A 16,331-nucleotide genomic window follows, 5' to 3' on the forward strand; every position below is an offset into this window, starting at 1 on the left:
CCAGTATTGTCGTTTCGCCCACTGCTGCGTTGCAAGCATTTGCGCCAACAGACGGCGCCGAATTGCAGGTTTCTTTCAGTGAAGATGAAAGCTGGGATCTGAAGCTGGAAGTCCCGACGGATGCAGAGTTGCCTGTTGCGATGGCTACGCCAGCCATCGCAGGCCATGTGCTTCCGCTGGCGGGTGCCGTAACCGGCAATGTGAGCGCGGAAGAAAGCCGGGATCTGGTACTCGATGCCGCTGCGGATGCCGTCACACCGCAACAGACTGTTGCCGGGGCTGAACACAGCAGCGCGGCTCCAGCGATTGTCGCCCCCGAACCGCAGCCGGAAGCGCCATTCATGCTGGATGAAGCGGCAATCCACAACATCACGGCATCGGTCGGCGCACAATTGGCGGTGGACATCGCCAGCGAAGTCGAGCAACTGACGCGCCAGCACTTCAGTGCGCTCGTCAATACGCTGTATGGCGAAACGCTACGCAAGCTGACCGCGGAAATTGCCCACGATCTGGATCAGCGCCTGGCGCCGCGTATCAGCGAACTGGTGCAGGATGAACTACGGCGGCAAAAGCTGCTGCGCTAGCCAGCGCCTGGCATGGTTCCGGCAGGGTGCGGCCCGCGGCGGCAATACCCGGCGTGCTTCACCGCCGTCGCCCTGCAGGCGGCCATACCCGACGGCATCGCACCATGCCTACCTTGGTCGCAGCGCAACGCCCGCTGCGCGTCGTTCCTCATAACGGAACGGCAGCCGCGACTCGCTCGGCAATAAAAAGGGCACCCTTGCGGGTGCCCTCCTCGATTCCTGCATCGCTGCCGATTACTTCAGCAGTGCCTTGGCCTTGGCGACCAGGTTGTCGACCGTGAAGCCGAACAGCTTGAACAGCTCGCCAGCCGGAGCCGATTCGCCGAAGCGGTCCAGACCCACCACATCGCCTTCCAGGCCGACGTACTTGCGCCAGCCATCGGTCACGCCCGCTTCGATCGCAATGCGCGGCACGCCGGCCGGCAGTACGGAAGCCTGGTAAGCCTTGTCCTGCTTGTCGAATACGTTGGTGCTCGGCATCGACACCACGCGGGCAGCAATGCCCTCGCCTGCCAGTACCGCTGCAGCCTTGACGGCCAGATCCAGCTCCGAACCGGTACCGATCAGCACCACTTGCGGGTTGGCGGCATCACGCAGCACGTAGCCACCCTTGCGGATATTGGCGATCTGCGCTGCATCACGCGACTGGAACTGCAGGTTCTGACGGCTAAAAATCAACGTGGACGGGGTTTCTTTCTGTTCGATCGAATGTGCCCATGCCACCAGCGATTCAACGGTATCCGCCGGACGCCACACGTTCATATTCGGGATCATGCGCAGCGTGGCGGTCTGCTCGACGGCCTGGTGCGTCGGGCCGTCTTCACCCAGACCGATGGAATCGTGCGTGAACACGAACAACGTCGGGATCTTCATCAAAGCAGCCATGCGCAGCGCGTTGCGTGCGTATTCGCTGAACATCAGGAAGGTGGCGCCGTACGGACGCCAGCCGCCGTGCAGCTGGATGCCGTTCATGATCGCGGCCATGCCGAACTCGCGCACGCCGTAGCTGATGTGGTTACCCACCAGCTCATTGCCTTCGCGCTTGAGCGGGGTGCTGCCCTTCCAGTTGGTGAATACCGAACCGGTCAGGTCGGCCGAACCGCCGAGCATTTCTGGCAGATGCGGCACCAGTGCGTTCAGTGCGTTCTGGCTGGCCTTGCGGGTGGCAATGGTTTCAGCTTTGCCATCGGTTTCGGCGACGGCAGCGGCAACGATGTCAGCCCAGTTGGCCGGCAGCGTGTGTGTGTTGCGGCGGGTGAATTCTGTAGCCAGTTCCGGATGAGCGGCCTGATACTTGGCGAACAGCTCGTTCCACTCGCCTTCCCACTTGGCACCGGCTTCTTTCTTGTCCCAGCCAGCGTAAACGTCGGCAGGGATTTCGAACGGGCCGTGGTTCCAGCCAATGGCAGCGCGTGTGGCGGCGATTTCTGCTTCGCCCAGCGGCGAGCCGTGGCTGTCGTGGCTATCGGCCTTGTTGGGTGAACCCTTGCCGATGATGGTCTTGCAGCAGATCAGCGACGGCTTGTCGGTCACTGCCTTGGCTTCTTCGATGGCCTTGAGCACGGCTTCCGGATTGTGGCCGTCGATCGGGCGTACCACGTGCCAGCCGTAGGCTTCGAAACGGCCCGGGGTGTCATCGGTGAACCAGCCTTCGACATGGCCGTCGATGGAAATGCCGTTGTCGTCCCAGAACGCGATCAGCTTGCCCAGGCCCCAGGTGCCGGCCAGCGCTGCCGCTTCGTGGCTGATGCCTTCCATCAGGCAACCATCGCCCAGGAAACACCATGTGTGGTGGTCAACGATGGGCAGGCCGGGCTGGTTGAATTCACGTGCCAGCAGTTTTTCTGCCAGCGCAAAGCCGACTGCATTGGTGATGCCCTGGCCCAGCGGGCCGGTGGTGGTTTCAATGCCGGGGGCGTAACCGTATTCCGGGTGACCGGCGGTCTTGCTGTGCAGTTGGCGGAACGCCTTCAGGTCATCGATCGACAGGTCGTAGCCGGTCAGATGCAGCAATGCGTATTGCAGCATCGAGCCGTGGCCGTTCGAGAGGATGAAGCGGTCGCGGTTCGGCCACTGCGGGTTTTGCGGGTTGTGGCGGTAATTGCCTTCGCCCCACAGCGCCAGCGCAATTTCTGCCATGCCCATAGGCATGCCTGGGTGGCCGGAGTTGGCTTTCTGAACTGCATCCATCGCCAGCGCGCGGATGGCGTTGGCGAGGTCGGTACGCGATGCCATGAAAATTCCTCTCGTCGATATTCAATGCGGTTTGGATTACAAGGCGGTGGATTTACAGCCACACCGCCAGAACTTGCCGCATTATCCCCGAGTGGGCACCGGGTAAACAACAGGAACAGGCTGCAAAATCACCGACTTCTTCGGTAAATCGGTCTTTTCTCTCCCGCCTTGTGCATCGCCAGGCCGCGCAGATGCTCATTCCAGCACATAAACACCCGGCGCTGCAGCAAGATTGGGGTATTGCCGTGTGGACAGCTTCGGCTTCACCTGCTCGCCCGAACGCTCGCCCAGCCACGCAGACCAGCTGGGCCACCACGATCCAGCGGTTTTCTGCTGCCGTGCCAGCCAGCCGTCGGCAGCCTCGCCCCGGGTCACGCCACCCTGCCAGTAACTGCGCTTGGAGGTGGGCGATGGTGGATTGACGATGCCGATGATGTGGCCGGATGTCGACAGCGTGAACGTCACCGGCCCGCTGGCGCGCCCGGTCAGCTTCCAGGTCTGCAACCACGGTGCAATATGGTCTTCCTCTGCGCTGACCATGAACAGCGGCGTGCTGATGCGGCCCAGATCGATGGGCTGGCCGGCCAGCGACAGCGCGTCGGGTTCGGTCAGCCGGTTCTTGAAATAGAACTCGCGCAGGTAGTAGCAGTGCATTTTTTCCGGCATGCGCGTGGTGTCCATGTTCCAGAACAGCACATCGAACGCCATCGGCGTTTCACCCAGCAGGTAATTGCTGATCCAGTAATTCCACACCAGGCTGTTGGCCCGCAGCATGCGGAAGCTCGATGCCATTTCCTTGCCATCCAGATAACCCTTGCTGGCGATGGTTTTCTCGACAAAGGCCAGCCCTTCGTCATCGAGGAATACCTCGATATCGCCGGGGCGGGAGAAGTCGGTCAGCGTGGTCAGCAAGGTGGCGCTGCCCACCTTGGCAGCGGCTCCCTTGCCGGCCAGCCACGCCAGGTATGCGGCTAGCAGCGTGCCGCCGATGCAGTAGCCGGCGAGATTGACACTGTCGCTGCCGGAGATGGCGCGTGCTACATCGACGATGCGGTCGATGCCATCGGTGATGTAATCATCGAAACTCACGTCGCGGTACTCACCATCCGGGTTTTTCCAGCTGGTGATGAAGACCGAGAACCCCTGGCCGGTCAGCCATTTGACCATGCTCTTGCGTGCATCCAGATCGAGCACGTAATACTTGTTGATCCACGGCGATACGATCACCAGCGGCACCTTGTGCACGGTGGCAGTGCTCGCCTCGTAATGGATCACTTCCAGCAGCTTGCCGCGATACACCACTGCGCCGGGCGTGGTGGCGAGGTTCTCGCCCACCTTGAATGCATCCATGTCCGTCATCGGGATATCGCCGCCACGCGCGGTATCACGGGCGTAGTTCTGCAGCCCCTGCGCCAGGCTGTCGCCGTGGGTGGCCAAAGCCCGCGCAATCGCCACCGGGTTGGTCAGCAGGTAATTGGTGGGTGCCACCGCATTGAGCACCTGGCGCAGCCAGAACGCACTGCGGCTGCGCTCCTGGTCACACAGGCCGGGCGTGGCATACAGCGCATCCTGCAGCCAGCGCGTATTGAACAGATACCACTCCTTGATGCCATCCCAGTATGGCGATTCCTGCCAGACCGGATCGGCAAAACGTGTGTCGTCCGGGTGCGGCGGGAACAGGTCCTGATCGGCGCCGCCCAGGCTGCGCTCGAGCACCATCTTGTGCCACAGTCCGTAATCCTTGAACCAGTTGCCGACCTGGGTAGAGAGTGCATCCGGCTGCAGCAGCCAGGCGCGCTGCGCCTTCAGCGTGGTGGCCACCAGGCCGAAAGGATCGAACGACTGGCGCAGGTCATGCTGCAAGCGGGTGAACCGTAGCGCCTGTTCCTGGAAATATTGGGGAGTATCCATTACCGCCTCGCTACCGACCTGTCGATGCTTCAGAGTAAGTTGCAGCGCAACAAAACTCAATGCAACAAATGGTGCCGCTCAGCCTGCCAGCGCATTGGCCTGTTGCAGATCCTGCGGCGTGCCTACGTTGACCCAGTTGCCGGTATGGAGTTCGCCACTGATGCGGCCCGCGCGTGCTTCCCGCGCGAAAATCGGCCCCAGCTTCGCCACGCTGCCCGCGACCACACCGGCCACCAGCGCCGGGTGGCACACCCCCAGGCTGCCATAGCAGTAACGGGGCTTGCCGTCCGGGTCGATCAGCCCATCGTGCAATGCATAGTCGCCATCCGCGTGATACGGCGGGTTGGGCACCATGATCAGGTGGGCCAGCCGCTGCTGTTGCCCGGCCATCTGCCGCGCCACCACCGCGAGGTGTGCCAGATCAACCGTGGTGTATACATCGCCGCTGAGCAGCAGGAACGGCGCATCACCCAGTAGCGGCAATGCCTGTGCAATGCCGCCGGCGGTTTCCAGTGCAGTGCTTTCCGGCGAATACGCAATGTTCACGCCATAATCGGCGCCATCGCCCAGCACTTCCTTGAAGCGGTGCCCCTGCCACGCATGATTGATCACCACGTCGGTCACGCCTGCGGCAGCCAGCCGCCGCAGATGCCAGCCGATCAATGGCACACCGCCTACCTCGAGCAAGGGTTTGGGGCAGGTATCGGTAAGCGGGCGCATGCGCTCGCCACGGCCGGCGGCAAGGATCATCGCTTTCATCAGAAGGTGAACCCGGTTGCGATCTTTTCGCCGTTCAGGTCCAGCAGCAGCCGGCCCAGCGGCGTCAGTTCGCTGTAGCGCTGGCATACGTTGCGCACGTAGTTGAACACGCGCGGGATATCGGCCAGGTAGCGGGGCTTGTCATCACGCACGTTCAGCCTTGCAAACAGCCCCAGCACCTTCAGGTGGCGCTGCAGGCCCTGCCATTCGAACGCGGTATAGAAATCACTGAAATCATCATGCACCGGTACGCCGGCAGCACGCGCCTTTTCCCAGTAGCGGATGGCCAGGTCCAGCACGAAGCCTTCATCCCAAGCCACGTAGGCATCGCGCAGCAAGGACACCACGTCGTAGCTCACCGGGCCGTTGACGGCATCCTGGAAATCGAGCACCGCCAGTTCACCATCCACCACCATCAGGTTGCGCGAGTGGAAATCACGATGCATGAACAGCGTGGGCTGTGCGGTGTTTTTGGCAATGATCAACGCCAGCGAGCGCTCCCAAGTCGCCATCTGCTTGTCGTTCAGCGGCTTGGCCAAGTGCTGGTCGATATACCATTCACGGCAGATCTCCATTTCGCGGCGCTGGAATGCGGCATCAAACGCTGGCAGGTGTTCAAAAGCCAGGCCCGTCTGCATGCGCACCAGTGTGTCCATCGCTTGCAGATACCACGCCTTGGCACTGGCTTCATCCACCAGGAGGGGCGTCAGCTCCTGCGTACCCAGGTCTTCCAGCGCGACGAAGCCCTGCGCCAGATCCCGAGCCAGCAACGCCGGCACGCGGATGCCGGCAGCAGCCAGCTCATCACGACGGGCAAGAAAAGGCTGCGCATCGAATTGCGCCGGATCCGCCTGCATCACGATCACGTTGCGATCAGGGTAGGTAGCGCGCCAGTAGTGGCGGACACTGGCGTCAGAGCCGCCAATTTCCAGTGTTGCGGGCGCAACACCGAGACTGCTGGTCAGCCAATTGGAAATATCACGATTGAGGTTCATGGCTTGCGGGAAGAAACCTAGATAGAATCGGCGGATTCTAAACCGAAGACCATCCGGCCGCATGATCCGAATCCCGCTGCCGCCTTTCCGCGCTGCCCCTTTGCTGCTCACATTGATGACGGCATTTGCCTATGCGGCAGGCGAAGACCCCCCTGTGCAGATCGAAGCAGACCAGGCTGCAGGCCAGTCAGAAACCGGTGCGACAGCCAGTGGCAACGTCGTTGTCACACAGGGCGATCTGCAGGTAGAGGCCGAGTGGGGCAAATACGATGCCGCCACCGACAGGCTGAACGCCGGTGACCGCGTCAGGATGACGCAGCACGGTGACGTACTGGTCGGCAATACGCTCGATTACTTCATTGACCGCCACGAGGGCACGCTCACCAACCCCGATTACGCGATGGCGCAAGGTATGGGGCGTGGTGATGGCGTCAAGCTGCTGTTCGAAGGCGAAAATCACTACCGGGTGGATGAAGGCCGCTTCACCAGTTGCCAGCCCGGCGACGACTCCTGGTATCTGCACGCCAATACGCTGTGGCTGGACTACACCACAAATATGGGCATTGCGCATAGCGGCTGGCTGGAATTCAAGGGCGTACCCATCCTGTATTCGCCGTGGATGAACTTCCCGCTCGATGACGGCCGCCAGACCGGCTTCCTTGCGCCTTCGCTGTCGTTCGATAACCGCAACGGTTTCGACGTCACGGTGCCGTTCTACTGGAACATCGCCCCCAATTACGACGCCACCATCACCTCGCGCTACCTGGCGCGACGCGGCCTGATGATGGGCGGCGAGTTCCGCTACCTGCAGCCGGAATATCAGGGCAAGGTGCAGGCACAGCTGCTCAAGGACCGGGAAGCCGAAGAAAACCGCTACAGCTTCGTGTTCCAGCACCAGCAGGCACTGACCGATCGCCTGGGGATGAGCATCGACATCCAGAAGGTGTCCGACGACAACTTCTTCAACGATTTCGGTGACCGTGCCGCCATTGCCGCACAAACCAACCTGCCACGACAGGCACAATTCAACTACACCGGCGACGACTGGAACAGCAGCCTGCTGTTCCAGCGCTATCAGACATTGCAGGATGCCACGGTACCGTACGCGCGCATGCCGCAGTTTGCGTTCAACGCCACGCCAACCTTCGCCGAATGGGCGCAAACCGGCATCAGCGGCGAGCTCACCCAGTTCAGCCACCCCACGCAAACCAACGGGTTCCGCAGTTGGGCGTATCCGTCGATCAGCACCCCCATCGTCAACAGCTACAGCTTCATCAATCCCAAGGTGGGCGTGCACGCCACCAATTACCAGATCGATGATGCCAAGGGCGGCAACCCCAATAGCGCAACACGCGTGCTGCCCATCGTCAGCGTGGATTCCGGGCTGTTCTTCGAGCGCGATTTCTCATTCGGGGGCAACAACCTTACGCAAACGCTGGAACCACGCGCGTACTACCTGTACATCCCGTACAAGAACCAGTCCAACCTGCCCAATTTCGATTCGTCGCTGACCGATCTGTCGTTCTCGCAGCTCTTCCGCGAGAACCAGTATTCGGGCAATGACCGCATCAACGACGCCAACCAGCTGACACTGGCGGTGACCAGCCGGCTGTTCCTGGCAGACGATGGCGTGGAACTGGTGCAGGCCAGCATCGGCCAGCGTTTCTATTTCGAAGAACAACGCGTCACCCTCGACAGCAGCGATCAGCCCAGTACCGCCAGCAAATCGGATTTGCTGGTCTCGGTAGGCGGGCGCTTCTGGCGTGATTTCTCTGCCGATTACACGCTGCAGTACAACAATCGCGACAAGGAAACCGTGCGTTCCACCGCCGGCGCCACCTGGAACCCGGAACCCGGCAAGCTCGTCAACATCCGCTATACCATCAACCGCAACCAGAACCCGCAGATTGAGCAGGTTGACCTGTCGGCGCAGTGGCCGCTGACGCGCAACTGGTACGGCGTGGCCCGCATCAACTATTCACTACCCGACCGGCAGTCCTTGGATACCATTGCCGGGCTTGAATATAATGCCGGCTGCTGGGGCCTGCGCCTGGCCGCGCAACGCTTCATCACCAGCGATGCCCAGTTCAAGACCACGTACTTCGTGCTGCTGGAACTCAATGGCCTGGGCGGTCTGGGCAGCAATCCGATTACCGCGCTGCGCAATGCCATTCCCGGCTATACCGCTGATTTCGCCAGCAGACAGCAGTAACAGACAGCGTTACCGCAAACAGGATACACATGAACGTTCATCGCCTTGCCCGTCTTGCCGTGTGCAGCACCCTCGTGCTCAGCCAGCTGGGTCATGCCGCAGTCGATACCGTCGATCGCATTGTCGCCGTGGTCAACCGGGGGGTCATCACCGCCCAGGAACTCGATGCACGGGTCGAATCGATCAAGGGCAACCTGCAGGCGCAGAAAATTGCGGCACCGCCGCAGGACGTGCTGCGCCAGCAAGTGCTGGAACGGATGATCACCGAGCAGGTGCAACTGCAATACGCGGGGAATGTCGGCATCCGCATCGACGACAACCAGCTGGAACGTGCCGTCGCGCGCATCGCCGAACAGAACAAGCTGAGCGTACCCGCATTCCGCCAGGAACTGGGCAAGCAAGGGATCAGCTGGGCCACGTTCCGTGAGGAAATCCGCAACGAAATCACGCTATCGCGCCTGAAGCAACGTGAAATCGATGCCAAGATCGTCGTTACCGACAGCGAAATCGATGAAGCCATCAAGCTCGCCGAAGGCAAGCAGCAGGTCGAATACGAACTGGCGCATATCCTGGTGTCGCTGCCGGAAAACGCCAGCGCCGAAGTGATCGCGCAAAAGCGTGCCCGCATCAATGCCGCACGTGATGAAATCAATGCGGGCAAGGACTTTGGTGCCGTCGCCGCGGTGTATTCCAATGCGCAGGATGCCACCAAGGGGGGGCAGTTGGGCTGGCGCGCAGCGGGCTCGTTGCCGCCGGCCGTTGCCGGCCTGCTCTCCCAGCTCAAGCAGGGAGAGATCACCGACATCATCCGCAGCCCGGCCGGCTTCCACCTGATGAAGCTGCTGGACAAGCGCAGCAAGACCGAGCAGGAAATCGTCGAGCAGAACCATGTCCGCCATATCCTGATCAAGGTCAATGAAGTGGTTTCAGACGATGACGCCAGGCAGAAAATCGCCCAGCTGCGTGATCGCATCCTGCGTGGCACCCGTTTCGAGGAGGTTGCCAAGGCGTTCTCCGAAGACGGCAGTGCAGCCAAGGGCGGCGATCTGGGCTGGGTGAATCCGGGCGAGACCGTACCTGAATTCGAACAGGCGATGAATGCATTGAAACCGGGCGAACTGAGCCAGCCGGTGCGCTCGCCATTTGGCTACCACCTGATCACGGTGCTGGAGCGCCGCAAGCAGGATGTCACGCAGGAGCGCGCCCGCTACCGTGTGGGCATGGAAATCCGCCAGCGCAAGACCGAAGAGCAATACGACGACTGGGTACGCCAGTTGCGCGACAAGGCATTCGTCAGCATCCGCCTGAAGGATCAGTGATGCCGGGCATTCCGGTACTGGCCATTACCACTGGCGAACCCGCCGGCGTAGGCCCGGAGCTGGCAGCGGGCATCGCCGCAGCGGGCGTTGCCGGTGCGCGGCTGGTACTGATCGGCGACAAGGCGCTGCTGGCGGAACGTGCAGCCAGCGCCGGCATTGCCAATGCGCAATGGCCCGACTACACCCCCGCGGGCAACGATGCGGTGGCCGTGCTGCACGTGCCGCTGGGTAAAGCCTGCGTAGCCGGGCAGCTCGATACTGCCAATGCACGCTATGTGCTCGATACGCTGGATATCGCCATCGATGGCTGCCAGGATGGCCGCTTCGATGCGATGGTGACCGCACCGTTGCACAAGGGCGTGATCAATGAAGGCTGCCCGGGCAAGTTCTTTTCCGGCCATACCGAATACCTGGCAGAACACACCAACACACCACAGGTGGTGATGATGCTGGTGGGCGGGGGCTTGCGCGTGGCACTCGCCACCACGCATGTGCCGCTGGCGGAGGTATCGGCAGCGCTGACAGCAGAAAACCTCGTCACCACGCTGTCCATCCTGCATGACGACCTGCAGCAGAAATTCGGCATTGCAGCGCCGCGTATCCTGGTAGCCGGGCTCAATCCGCACGCGGGCGAATCCGGCCATCTGGGCCGCGAAGAAATCGACGTGATCGAACCGGTGCTGGAAAAGCTGCGAGCCACCGGCATGCAGCTGACCGGCCCCTTGCCGGCCGATACGCTGTTCCAGCCCAAATACCTGCAAAACGCCGATGCGGTGCTGGCCATGTTCCACGATCAGGGGCTGCCGGTACTCAAGTTTGCCAGCTTCGGCAACGGTGTGAACCTCACGCTGGGGCTACCCATCATCCGCACTTCGGTCGATCACGGCACTGCGCTGGATCTGGCCGGCAAAGGCACAGCAGACGCCGGCAGCCTGCGCGCCGCGATTGCGCTGGCGGCCGAACTCGCTGCCCGCCGCCATACAGCCTGACCCCAAGTCGACCCCACTAGAGAGTACCCATGAGCAGCCACATTCCGCGCAAGCGATTCGGCCAGAACTTTTTGCAGGATCAGGGCGTGATCGGCGCCATCATTGCCGCCATCCACCCGCAGCGTGGCGACGTACTGGTGGAAATCGGCCCCGGCCTTGCCGCGCTCACCGATCCGCTGCTCAAGCAGGCCGGCAAGCTGCACGTGGTGGAAATCGACCGTGATATCGTCAGTCACCTGTCGGGCAAATATGCGCCGGAAGACCTGGTGATCCATCACTGCGATGCGCTCAAGTTCGACTTCGGCGCCTTGGCGCAAGAGATCGGCAACAACGGCGTGATCCGCTTGGCAGGCAACCTGCCCTACAACATTTCCACGCCGTTGCTGTTCCATCTGGCAGGATTCGGTGCAGCCATTTCCGACATGCATTTCATGTTGCAAAAGGAAGTGGTCGACCGCATGGTCGCCAGCCCCGGCACCACCGACTATGGCCGGCTGAGCGTGATGCTGCAGGTACGTTTCAACATGGAACACGTGCTCGATGTGCCGCCCGCCGCGTTCTACCCGCCGCCCAAGGTCGATTCGGCGGTGGTACGCATGATGGCGTGGCCCACCCCGCCATGGCCAGTGGATGACCTGGTACGCATGGAAAAGCTGGTGCTCAATGCATTCGGCCAACGCCGCAAGACACTGCGCAACAACCTGAAGGGCGTGGTGAACGATGCCGAGCTGCAGGCGCTGGGCATCGATCCGGGCTGCCGGCCAGAAAATGTGACGGTGCCGCAATATGTGGCACTGTCAAATTTTCTAAGTAGTCATGCCCGTTGATTGCTAGTGATCCGCCAAGCCCTTTTGTTCGATTTCAATAAACCCGACGGCGGAGCTACGCACTTCCGCTTTCACTTCAATGCCGTTGCTGTAAAAAAACATGCCATAGGGCGTTACAATCGGCTGCACCTGAGTAGATTGCAAGGACTGCACTACCATCCCCTTCAAACTTGCCCCGCGGATGATCAGATAGCGCTCATCCGCGTTAGTCGGGTTGATGAAAATGGTACGTTCCAGGCCACTTCCTCGATTGCGCAGCGACTTTTCGTCGAAACTGCGTCTGGTTCTGAATTGCTCATCCAGCGTCAACACAACAGGCATGAAGAGGGATGCGTCGGCCATCGAACCTTCACGTTGCGCCAAGATGGTAACCGAATAGGCAGTCACAAACTGCGGCAGTTTGTAGAGCTTGAAAAACGCCTTTTCCCCATTTTCAAATATGTAAGAAGGCGAAGTACTGTCGATTACGGCTCTTTCCAGCTTCAACGGCAGCGCAGTTTGCTGACTCAATCTCAGATCACCAAGTGCAACAGAGCGCGTCAGTGCGGTTTCCGCAGCACTCACGCGTTGCGAAGCTGTCGTTGCTGCACAGCCCCCAAGTAAGGCAAGAATGAAACTGATCGATAGCAACCCAATCAGTTTCATGCTCAGTTCTTCGTCAAATCAGCTGCAACCTGGCCAATGATCGCCTGCACACCCTGCACCAATCCATCCCGGGCTTTGTCAGGGCTCGCCAGTAATTCAGTCATATCCGCAAAACGGAAATTTTCGCCACCGGCCAAATGCACTGTTTTTGCATTGGGAAATGTGTACCCATAGCTGACAATATCTTGGTACAAAACCTTACCAGTCTTATTGTCTTCCAAAACGACTTCTGCGTGCACATACGGATAATAAGGGGTTGAAGCGCCAGCAGCGATATAAGCGGCATAGATACGAGTTGCCAAAACTGCATCGGTCTTTACTTTGCCATGCATCGCAGCAGCAGTAGTGATCGGTGCATCGTCACCCGGCGCATTGACCACATCGACAACATAACCAGCCTGGCCCAATGCATCAACCAGTTGCTGAGACAGTTTCTCGCGCAACTTTGTTACCTTGGGGTCAAGCTTGGCGGTCAGCTTGTCGGTTTTGTCGGCCATATCAGCGGCGGCAATCAATCCGCCGATCAATCCACCACTGAAGCCCGGATGCGCCACGATCTGGATCGCATATGTCTCTTGGACATCCTGACGCGCAAATGTCACGGATTTTATGTTCTGCGCCGCCTCTTTATTGAATGCTTGCTTACTGACCGATGCACAGCCAGTAAACAACATGCTCAGCAACATAATACCAATTACTTTTTTCATTAAAATCAAGCCTGTTCTGTTCACTTTTTTCGAGGATGCGCAACCTATCAAACCCCCTGAGCAACTGTCAATAAAACCATGACGTATGGAACATCCCTATAGCTTGATCAGGTATTTCGACATATGGTTATGCTAACCATACATCCATCTGTTTGAACGATGACCGATACCGCCAACTCCCCCATGATCCGCTTTGCCAACGTCAACAAATGGTATGGCCGCGACCACCATGTGCTCAGGGACATCTGCCTTGAGGTCAAGGAACGCGAGGTCGTCGTGGTGTGCGGCCCATCCGGTTCGGGCAAATCCACGCTGATCCGCACCATCAATCAGCTGGAGCCGGTGAAGGATGGCGAGATCTGGGTGGGCAACGTGCAGGTGAACAGCACTCGTACCAACATCAACCAGCTGCGCGAAAATGTCGGCTTCGTGTTCCAGCACTTCAACCTCTATCCGCACCTCACGGTGCTGGAGAACATCACGCTCGCCCCCATCCAGGTGAAGAAGATGAAGAAAGAGGCCGCGATCGAACTCGCTACCGAACTGCTGCTGAAAGTGGGCCTTGCCAACAAGCGAGATGCCTACCCGGCCAACCTGTCCGGCGGCCAGCAGCAGCGCGTGGCCATCGCGCGCGGCCTTGCCATGCAGCCCAAGGTGATGCTGTTCGACGAACCCACCAGCGCGCTGGATCCGGAAATGATCGGCGAAGTGCTCAAGGTGATGAAAGACCTGGCCGAATCGGGCATGACCATGATGGTGGTCACGCACGAAATGGGCTTCGCCCGCGAAGTGGCCGACCGCATCCTGTTTCTGGAACAGGGGGAAATCCTCGAAGACACGACACCGGCCAATTTCTTCACCGCACCAAAAACCGACCGTGCACGGCAATTCCTCAAGCAGGTACTGGCGCCGATGCACGGCGGCTGATCGCATCGCTCAGCCGTCGCTAGCCAGCAACGGCCTTGCAAGCCGGATGCGCGCTACTACAGCAGCTTCCTTGCGCCATTCACGATCACGATCACCGCAAAATACAGGTACAGCACTGCTGAAAGCGCATGGCAACCCTGGATGAAGCGGCGCCCCAGCAGCTTGCCGCCATGCGCGGCGGTGAGTACCACGAATACCGACCAGGCCAGACCGCCAACAAAGAAGCCGGTCAGAAAGTCCGCTGCGGCCAGCATGCTGCCATCGGTAGCCTGTGCAATCAGGCTGCCGCCCACTGCGGCAAACCACAGGATGGCCGATGGCGATGCCAGTGCCAGTGTCAGGCCGCGACCGAACAGGTGACGCATTGGTGGCAACGGCGCATGCGCCACATCGCCGGCATGGGCATCACGCCATGCATGCAGCGCCATCTTGCCGGCCAGCCACAGCAGCACACCGCCACCCACGATCCAGGTCAGCCATTGCACGGCAGCAAACTGCAGCAGCACGCTCATGCCCAGCAGCGACAGCACCGCGTAGGTCAGGTCGCCAAAACAGGACCCCAGGCCCAGCCACAGCGCCGGTCGCGCGCCATGCTTGAGGGCAATGTCGATCATCGCCACGTTGACGATGCCGATGTCCAGGCACAACGAGAGCGACAGCAAAAAACCGGTGATGAAGATATCCATGCCGGTAATCTTACGGCGAGCGCCCATTCGCGCCCATTGCTGCTATCCCGGAAGCGCTGCGTCAGTGGCGCCAGAAGGCCGGGCTGAACAACACCAGCACCGATATCACTTCCAGCCGGCCCAGCAGCATGGCCACCGTGCAGATCCAGATCTGCAGGTCGTTCAGCACGCCGTAATTCGACGAAGGCCCGACCACGCCCAGCCCCGGCCCGGCATTGTTGATGCAGGCAATCACTGCGGTGAATGCGGAGAGGAAATCGAGGCCGGTGAACAGCAGCAGAAAGGTCAGCACCACCACGCACATGAAGTACAGGAAAATGAAGCCCAGTACCGCAAAGATCACCGGCCCCGGAATGCTGACCCCGTTGACCCGGAGCGGGCGCACCGCATTCGGGTGCAGCAGCGTGGTGAGCTGGCGTGCGGATTCGCGCAGCAGGATCAGCGTGCGGATCATCTTGATGCCGCCACCGGTCGAGCCGGAACAGGCAGTGATGCACGACAGGAACAGCATGCCAAGCGGTACCGCAATCGGCCACTGGCCAAAATCGGTGCTGACGAAGCCGCTGCCGGTACCGATCGATACCAGGTTGAACGCCACGTGGCGCAGGCTGGTTGCGTAGTCCGGGTAGCTGCCGTACCACACCAGGTAGGCGGAGAACGCCAGCGTGCTGGTCACGATCAGCAGCAGCATGGCCTTGAATTCCGAATCCCGCCAGTACACGTTGAGCCGGCGCCCGGTGATGGCAAGGTAATGAGTGGCAAAGTTGGTGGCGGCCAGCAGCATGAACACGATCATGATGCCCTCGACCAGCGGCGAATCGAAATAGCCGACGCTGGCATCATGCGTGGACAGCCCACCCAGCGACAACGCGGCAAACGCGTGGCACACCGCATCGAACCAGCTCAGCCCGCCCAGTGTTTTCAGCAACAGCGCGCACGCGGCGGTCATCGCCATGTAGATCAGCCACAGGTTGCGCGCGGTTTCGTGGATGCGCGGCGTGAGCTTGGCATCCTTGATCGGCCCGGGGGTTTCCGCCTTGAAGAGCTGCATGCCGCCCACGCCCAGCATGGGCAGGATGGCCACCGCCAGCACCAGGATACCCATGCCGCCCAGCCAGTTGAGCATGTGCCGCCACAGGTTGACCGATAGCGGCAGGCCGTCCAGGTTGCTGAACGCGGTGACGCCGGTGGTGGTCATCGTCGACATGCCTTCGAAATAGCAATGCGTGAACGACCACTGCGGGTTGAACAGCATCAGCGGCACTGCCGCCAGTGCGGGCAGCATGGTCCACAGCCCCACCACCAGCACGAAGCCATCGCGGATGCCCAGTTCACGCCGGAAGCGCCGGGTAAGCAGGATCAGCGCCAGGCTGAACAGCAGCATGCCAATCAGTGCATCCAGAAACGGCATCAGGCCGGCATCCTTGCCGAGAAAGGCCACGGTGATGGGTACCAGCAAGGTCAGCGAGAACATCAGCGCCACGCGGGCCAGTACCGATACCACCGGCAGCGTGCGATAGGCTAGGGTACGCATC

General features: G+C 60.5%; 14 protein-coding genes. 6 read left to right on the forward strand and 8 right to left on the reverse strand.

Annotated elements, in window-relative coordinates; translation table 11 throughout:
• Window positions 1–584 (forward strand): hypothetical protein (locus IGB42_RS02800; RefSeq protein WP_159666432.1); only part of this gene is annotated, 584 nt, incomplete at its 5' end.
• A 234-nt stretch (window positions 585–818) separates the two neighbouring features.
• Here IGB42_RS02800 and tkt read toward each other — a convergent pair.
• The 4 genes from tkt to IGB42_RS02820 form a co-directional block, all read right to left on the reverse strand.
• A complete protein-coding gene (gene tkt / locus IGB42_RS02805; protein ID WP_159666435.1) occupies window positions 819–2,819 on the reverse strand; it encodes a transketolase in 2,001 nt (666 codons plus the stop codon).
• Between the two features lie 195 nt (window positions 2,820–3,014).
• The gene (locus IGB42_RS02810; RefSeq protein ID WP_159666438.1) at window positions 3,015–4,730 is read right to left on the reverse strand and encodes an alpha/beta hydrolase; all 1,716 of its coding nucleotides are present in this window, start codon (window positions 4,728–4,730) and stop codon (window positions 3,015–3,017) included.
• 78 nt (window positions 4,731–4,808) lie between these two features.
• A complete protein-coding gene (murU, locus tag IGB42_RS02815; RefSeq protein ID WP_159666441.1) occupies window positions 4,809–5,489 on the reverse strand; it encodes an N-acetylmuramate alpha-1-phosphate uridylyltransferase MurU in 681 nt (226 codons plus the stop codon).
• Entirely contained in the window at window positions 5,489–6,484 is a 996-nt protein-coding gene (locus IGB42_RS02820; protein ID WP_159666444.1) for an aminoglycoside phosphotransferase family protein, read from the reverse strand. Before IGB42_RS02820 ends, murU begins: the two co-directional genes overlap by 1 nt.
• Window positions 6,485–6,545: 61 nt before the next feature.
• Between IGB42_RS02820 and IGB42_RS02825 the strand changes: the two genes are divergently transcribed.
• The 4 genes from IGB42_RS02825 to rsmA are packed head-to-tail and all read left to right on the forward strand — an operon-like array spanning window position 6,546 to window position 11,831.
• A complete protein-coding gene (locus IGB42_RS02825; RefSeq protein ID WP_159666447.1) occupies window positions 6,546–8,696 on the forward strand; it encodes an LPS-assembly protein LptD in 2,151 nt (716 codons plus the stop codon).
• Window positions 8,697–8,725: 29 nt separating this feature from the next.
• The gene (locus IGB42_RS02830; protein WP_159666450.1) at window positions 8,726–10,015 is read left to right on the forward strand and encodes a peptidylprolyl isomerase; all 1,290 of its coding nucleotides are present in this window, start codon (window positions 8,726–8,728) and stop codon (window positions 10,013–10,015) included.
• Window positions 10,015–11,004, forward strand: coding sequence for a 4-hydroxythreonine-4-phosphate dehydrogenase PdxA (pdxA, locus tag IGB42_RS02835; protein ID WP_159666454.1), 990 nt, complete (start codon window positions 10,015–10,017; stop codon window positions 11,002–11,004). The genes IGB42_RS02830 and pdxA overlap by 1 nt, the downstream gene beginning before the upstream one ends.
• Window positions 11,005–11,033: 29 nt before the next feature.
• Window positions 11,034–11,831 (forward strand): 16S rRNA (adenine(1518)-N(6)/adenine(1519)-N(6))-dimethyltransferase RsmA, encoded by a 798-nt coding sequence (gene rsmA / locus IGB42_RS02840; RefSeq protein ID WP_159666457.1) that lies wholly within the window; start codon window positions 11,034–11,036, stop codon window positions 11,829–11,831.
• A 3-nt stretch (window positions 11,832–11,834) separates the two neighbouring features.
• Here rsmA and IGB42_RS02845 read toward each other — a convergent pair whose 3' ends face one another.
• Both IGB42_RS02845 and IGB42_RS02850 read right to left on the reverse strand, forming a co-directional pair.
• Window positions 11,835–12,476: a MalM family protein gene (locus IGB42_RS02845; RefSeq protein ID WP_159666460.1), complete on the reverse strand. Its 642-nt coding sequence runs from the start codon at window positions 12,474–12,476 to the stop codon at window positions 11,835–11,837.
• Window positions 12,477–12,478: 2 nt separating this feature from the next.
• The gene (locus IGB42_RS02850) at window positions 12,479–13,183 is read right to left on the reverse strand and encodes a hypothetical protein (protein WP_159666463.1); all 705 of its coding nucleotides are present in this window, start codon (window positions 13,181–13,183) and stop codon (window positions 12,479–12,481) included.
• 183 nt (window positions 13,184–13,366) lie between these two features.
• Between IGB42_RS02850 and IGB42_RS02855 the strand changes: the two genes are divergently transcribed.
• Window positions 13,367–14,110, forward strand: a complete 744-nt coding sequence (locus IGB42_RS02855; RefSeq protein ID WP_159667668.1) for an amino acid ABC transporter ATP-binding protein — start codon at window positions 13,367–13,369, stop codon at window positions 14,108–14,110.
• Between the two features lie 56 nt (window positions 14,111–14,166).
• Here IGB42_RS02855 and IGB42_RS02860 read toward each other — a convergent pair whose 3' ends face one another.
• Both IGB42_RS02860 and IGB42_RS02865 read right to left on the reverse strand, forming a co-directional pair.
• A complete protein-coding gene (locus IGB42_RS02860; protein ID WP_236822478.1) occupies window positions 14,167–14,823 on the reverse strand; it encodes a LysE family translocator in 657 nt (218 codons plus the stop codon).
• Between the two features lie 34 nt (window positions 14,824–14,857).
• Complete coding sequence (locus IGB42_RS02865) at window positions 14,858–16,330, reverse strand: TrkH family potassium uptake protein (protein ID WP_159666466.1); 1,473 nt, start codon at window positions 16,328–16,330, stop codon at window positions 14,858–14,860.
• Window position 16,331 lies beyond the last annotated feature (1 nt).

It is taken from the genome of Andreprevotia sp. IGB-42, from assembly GCF_009848685.1.
In the GTDB taxonomy this organism is placed as follows: Bacteria; Pseudomonadota; Gammaproteobacteria; order Burkholderiales; family Chitinibacteraceae; genus Andreprevotia.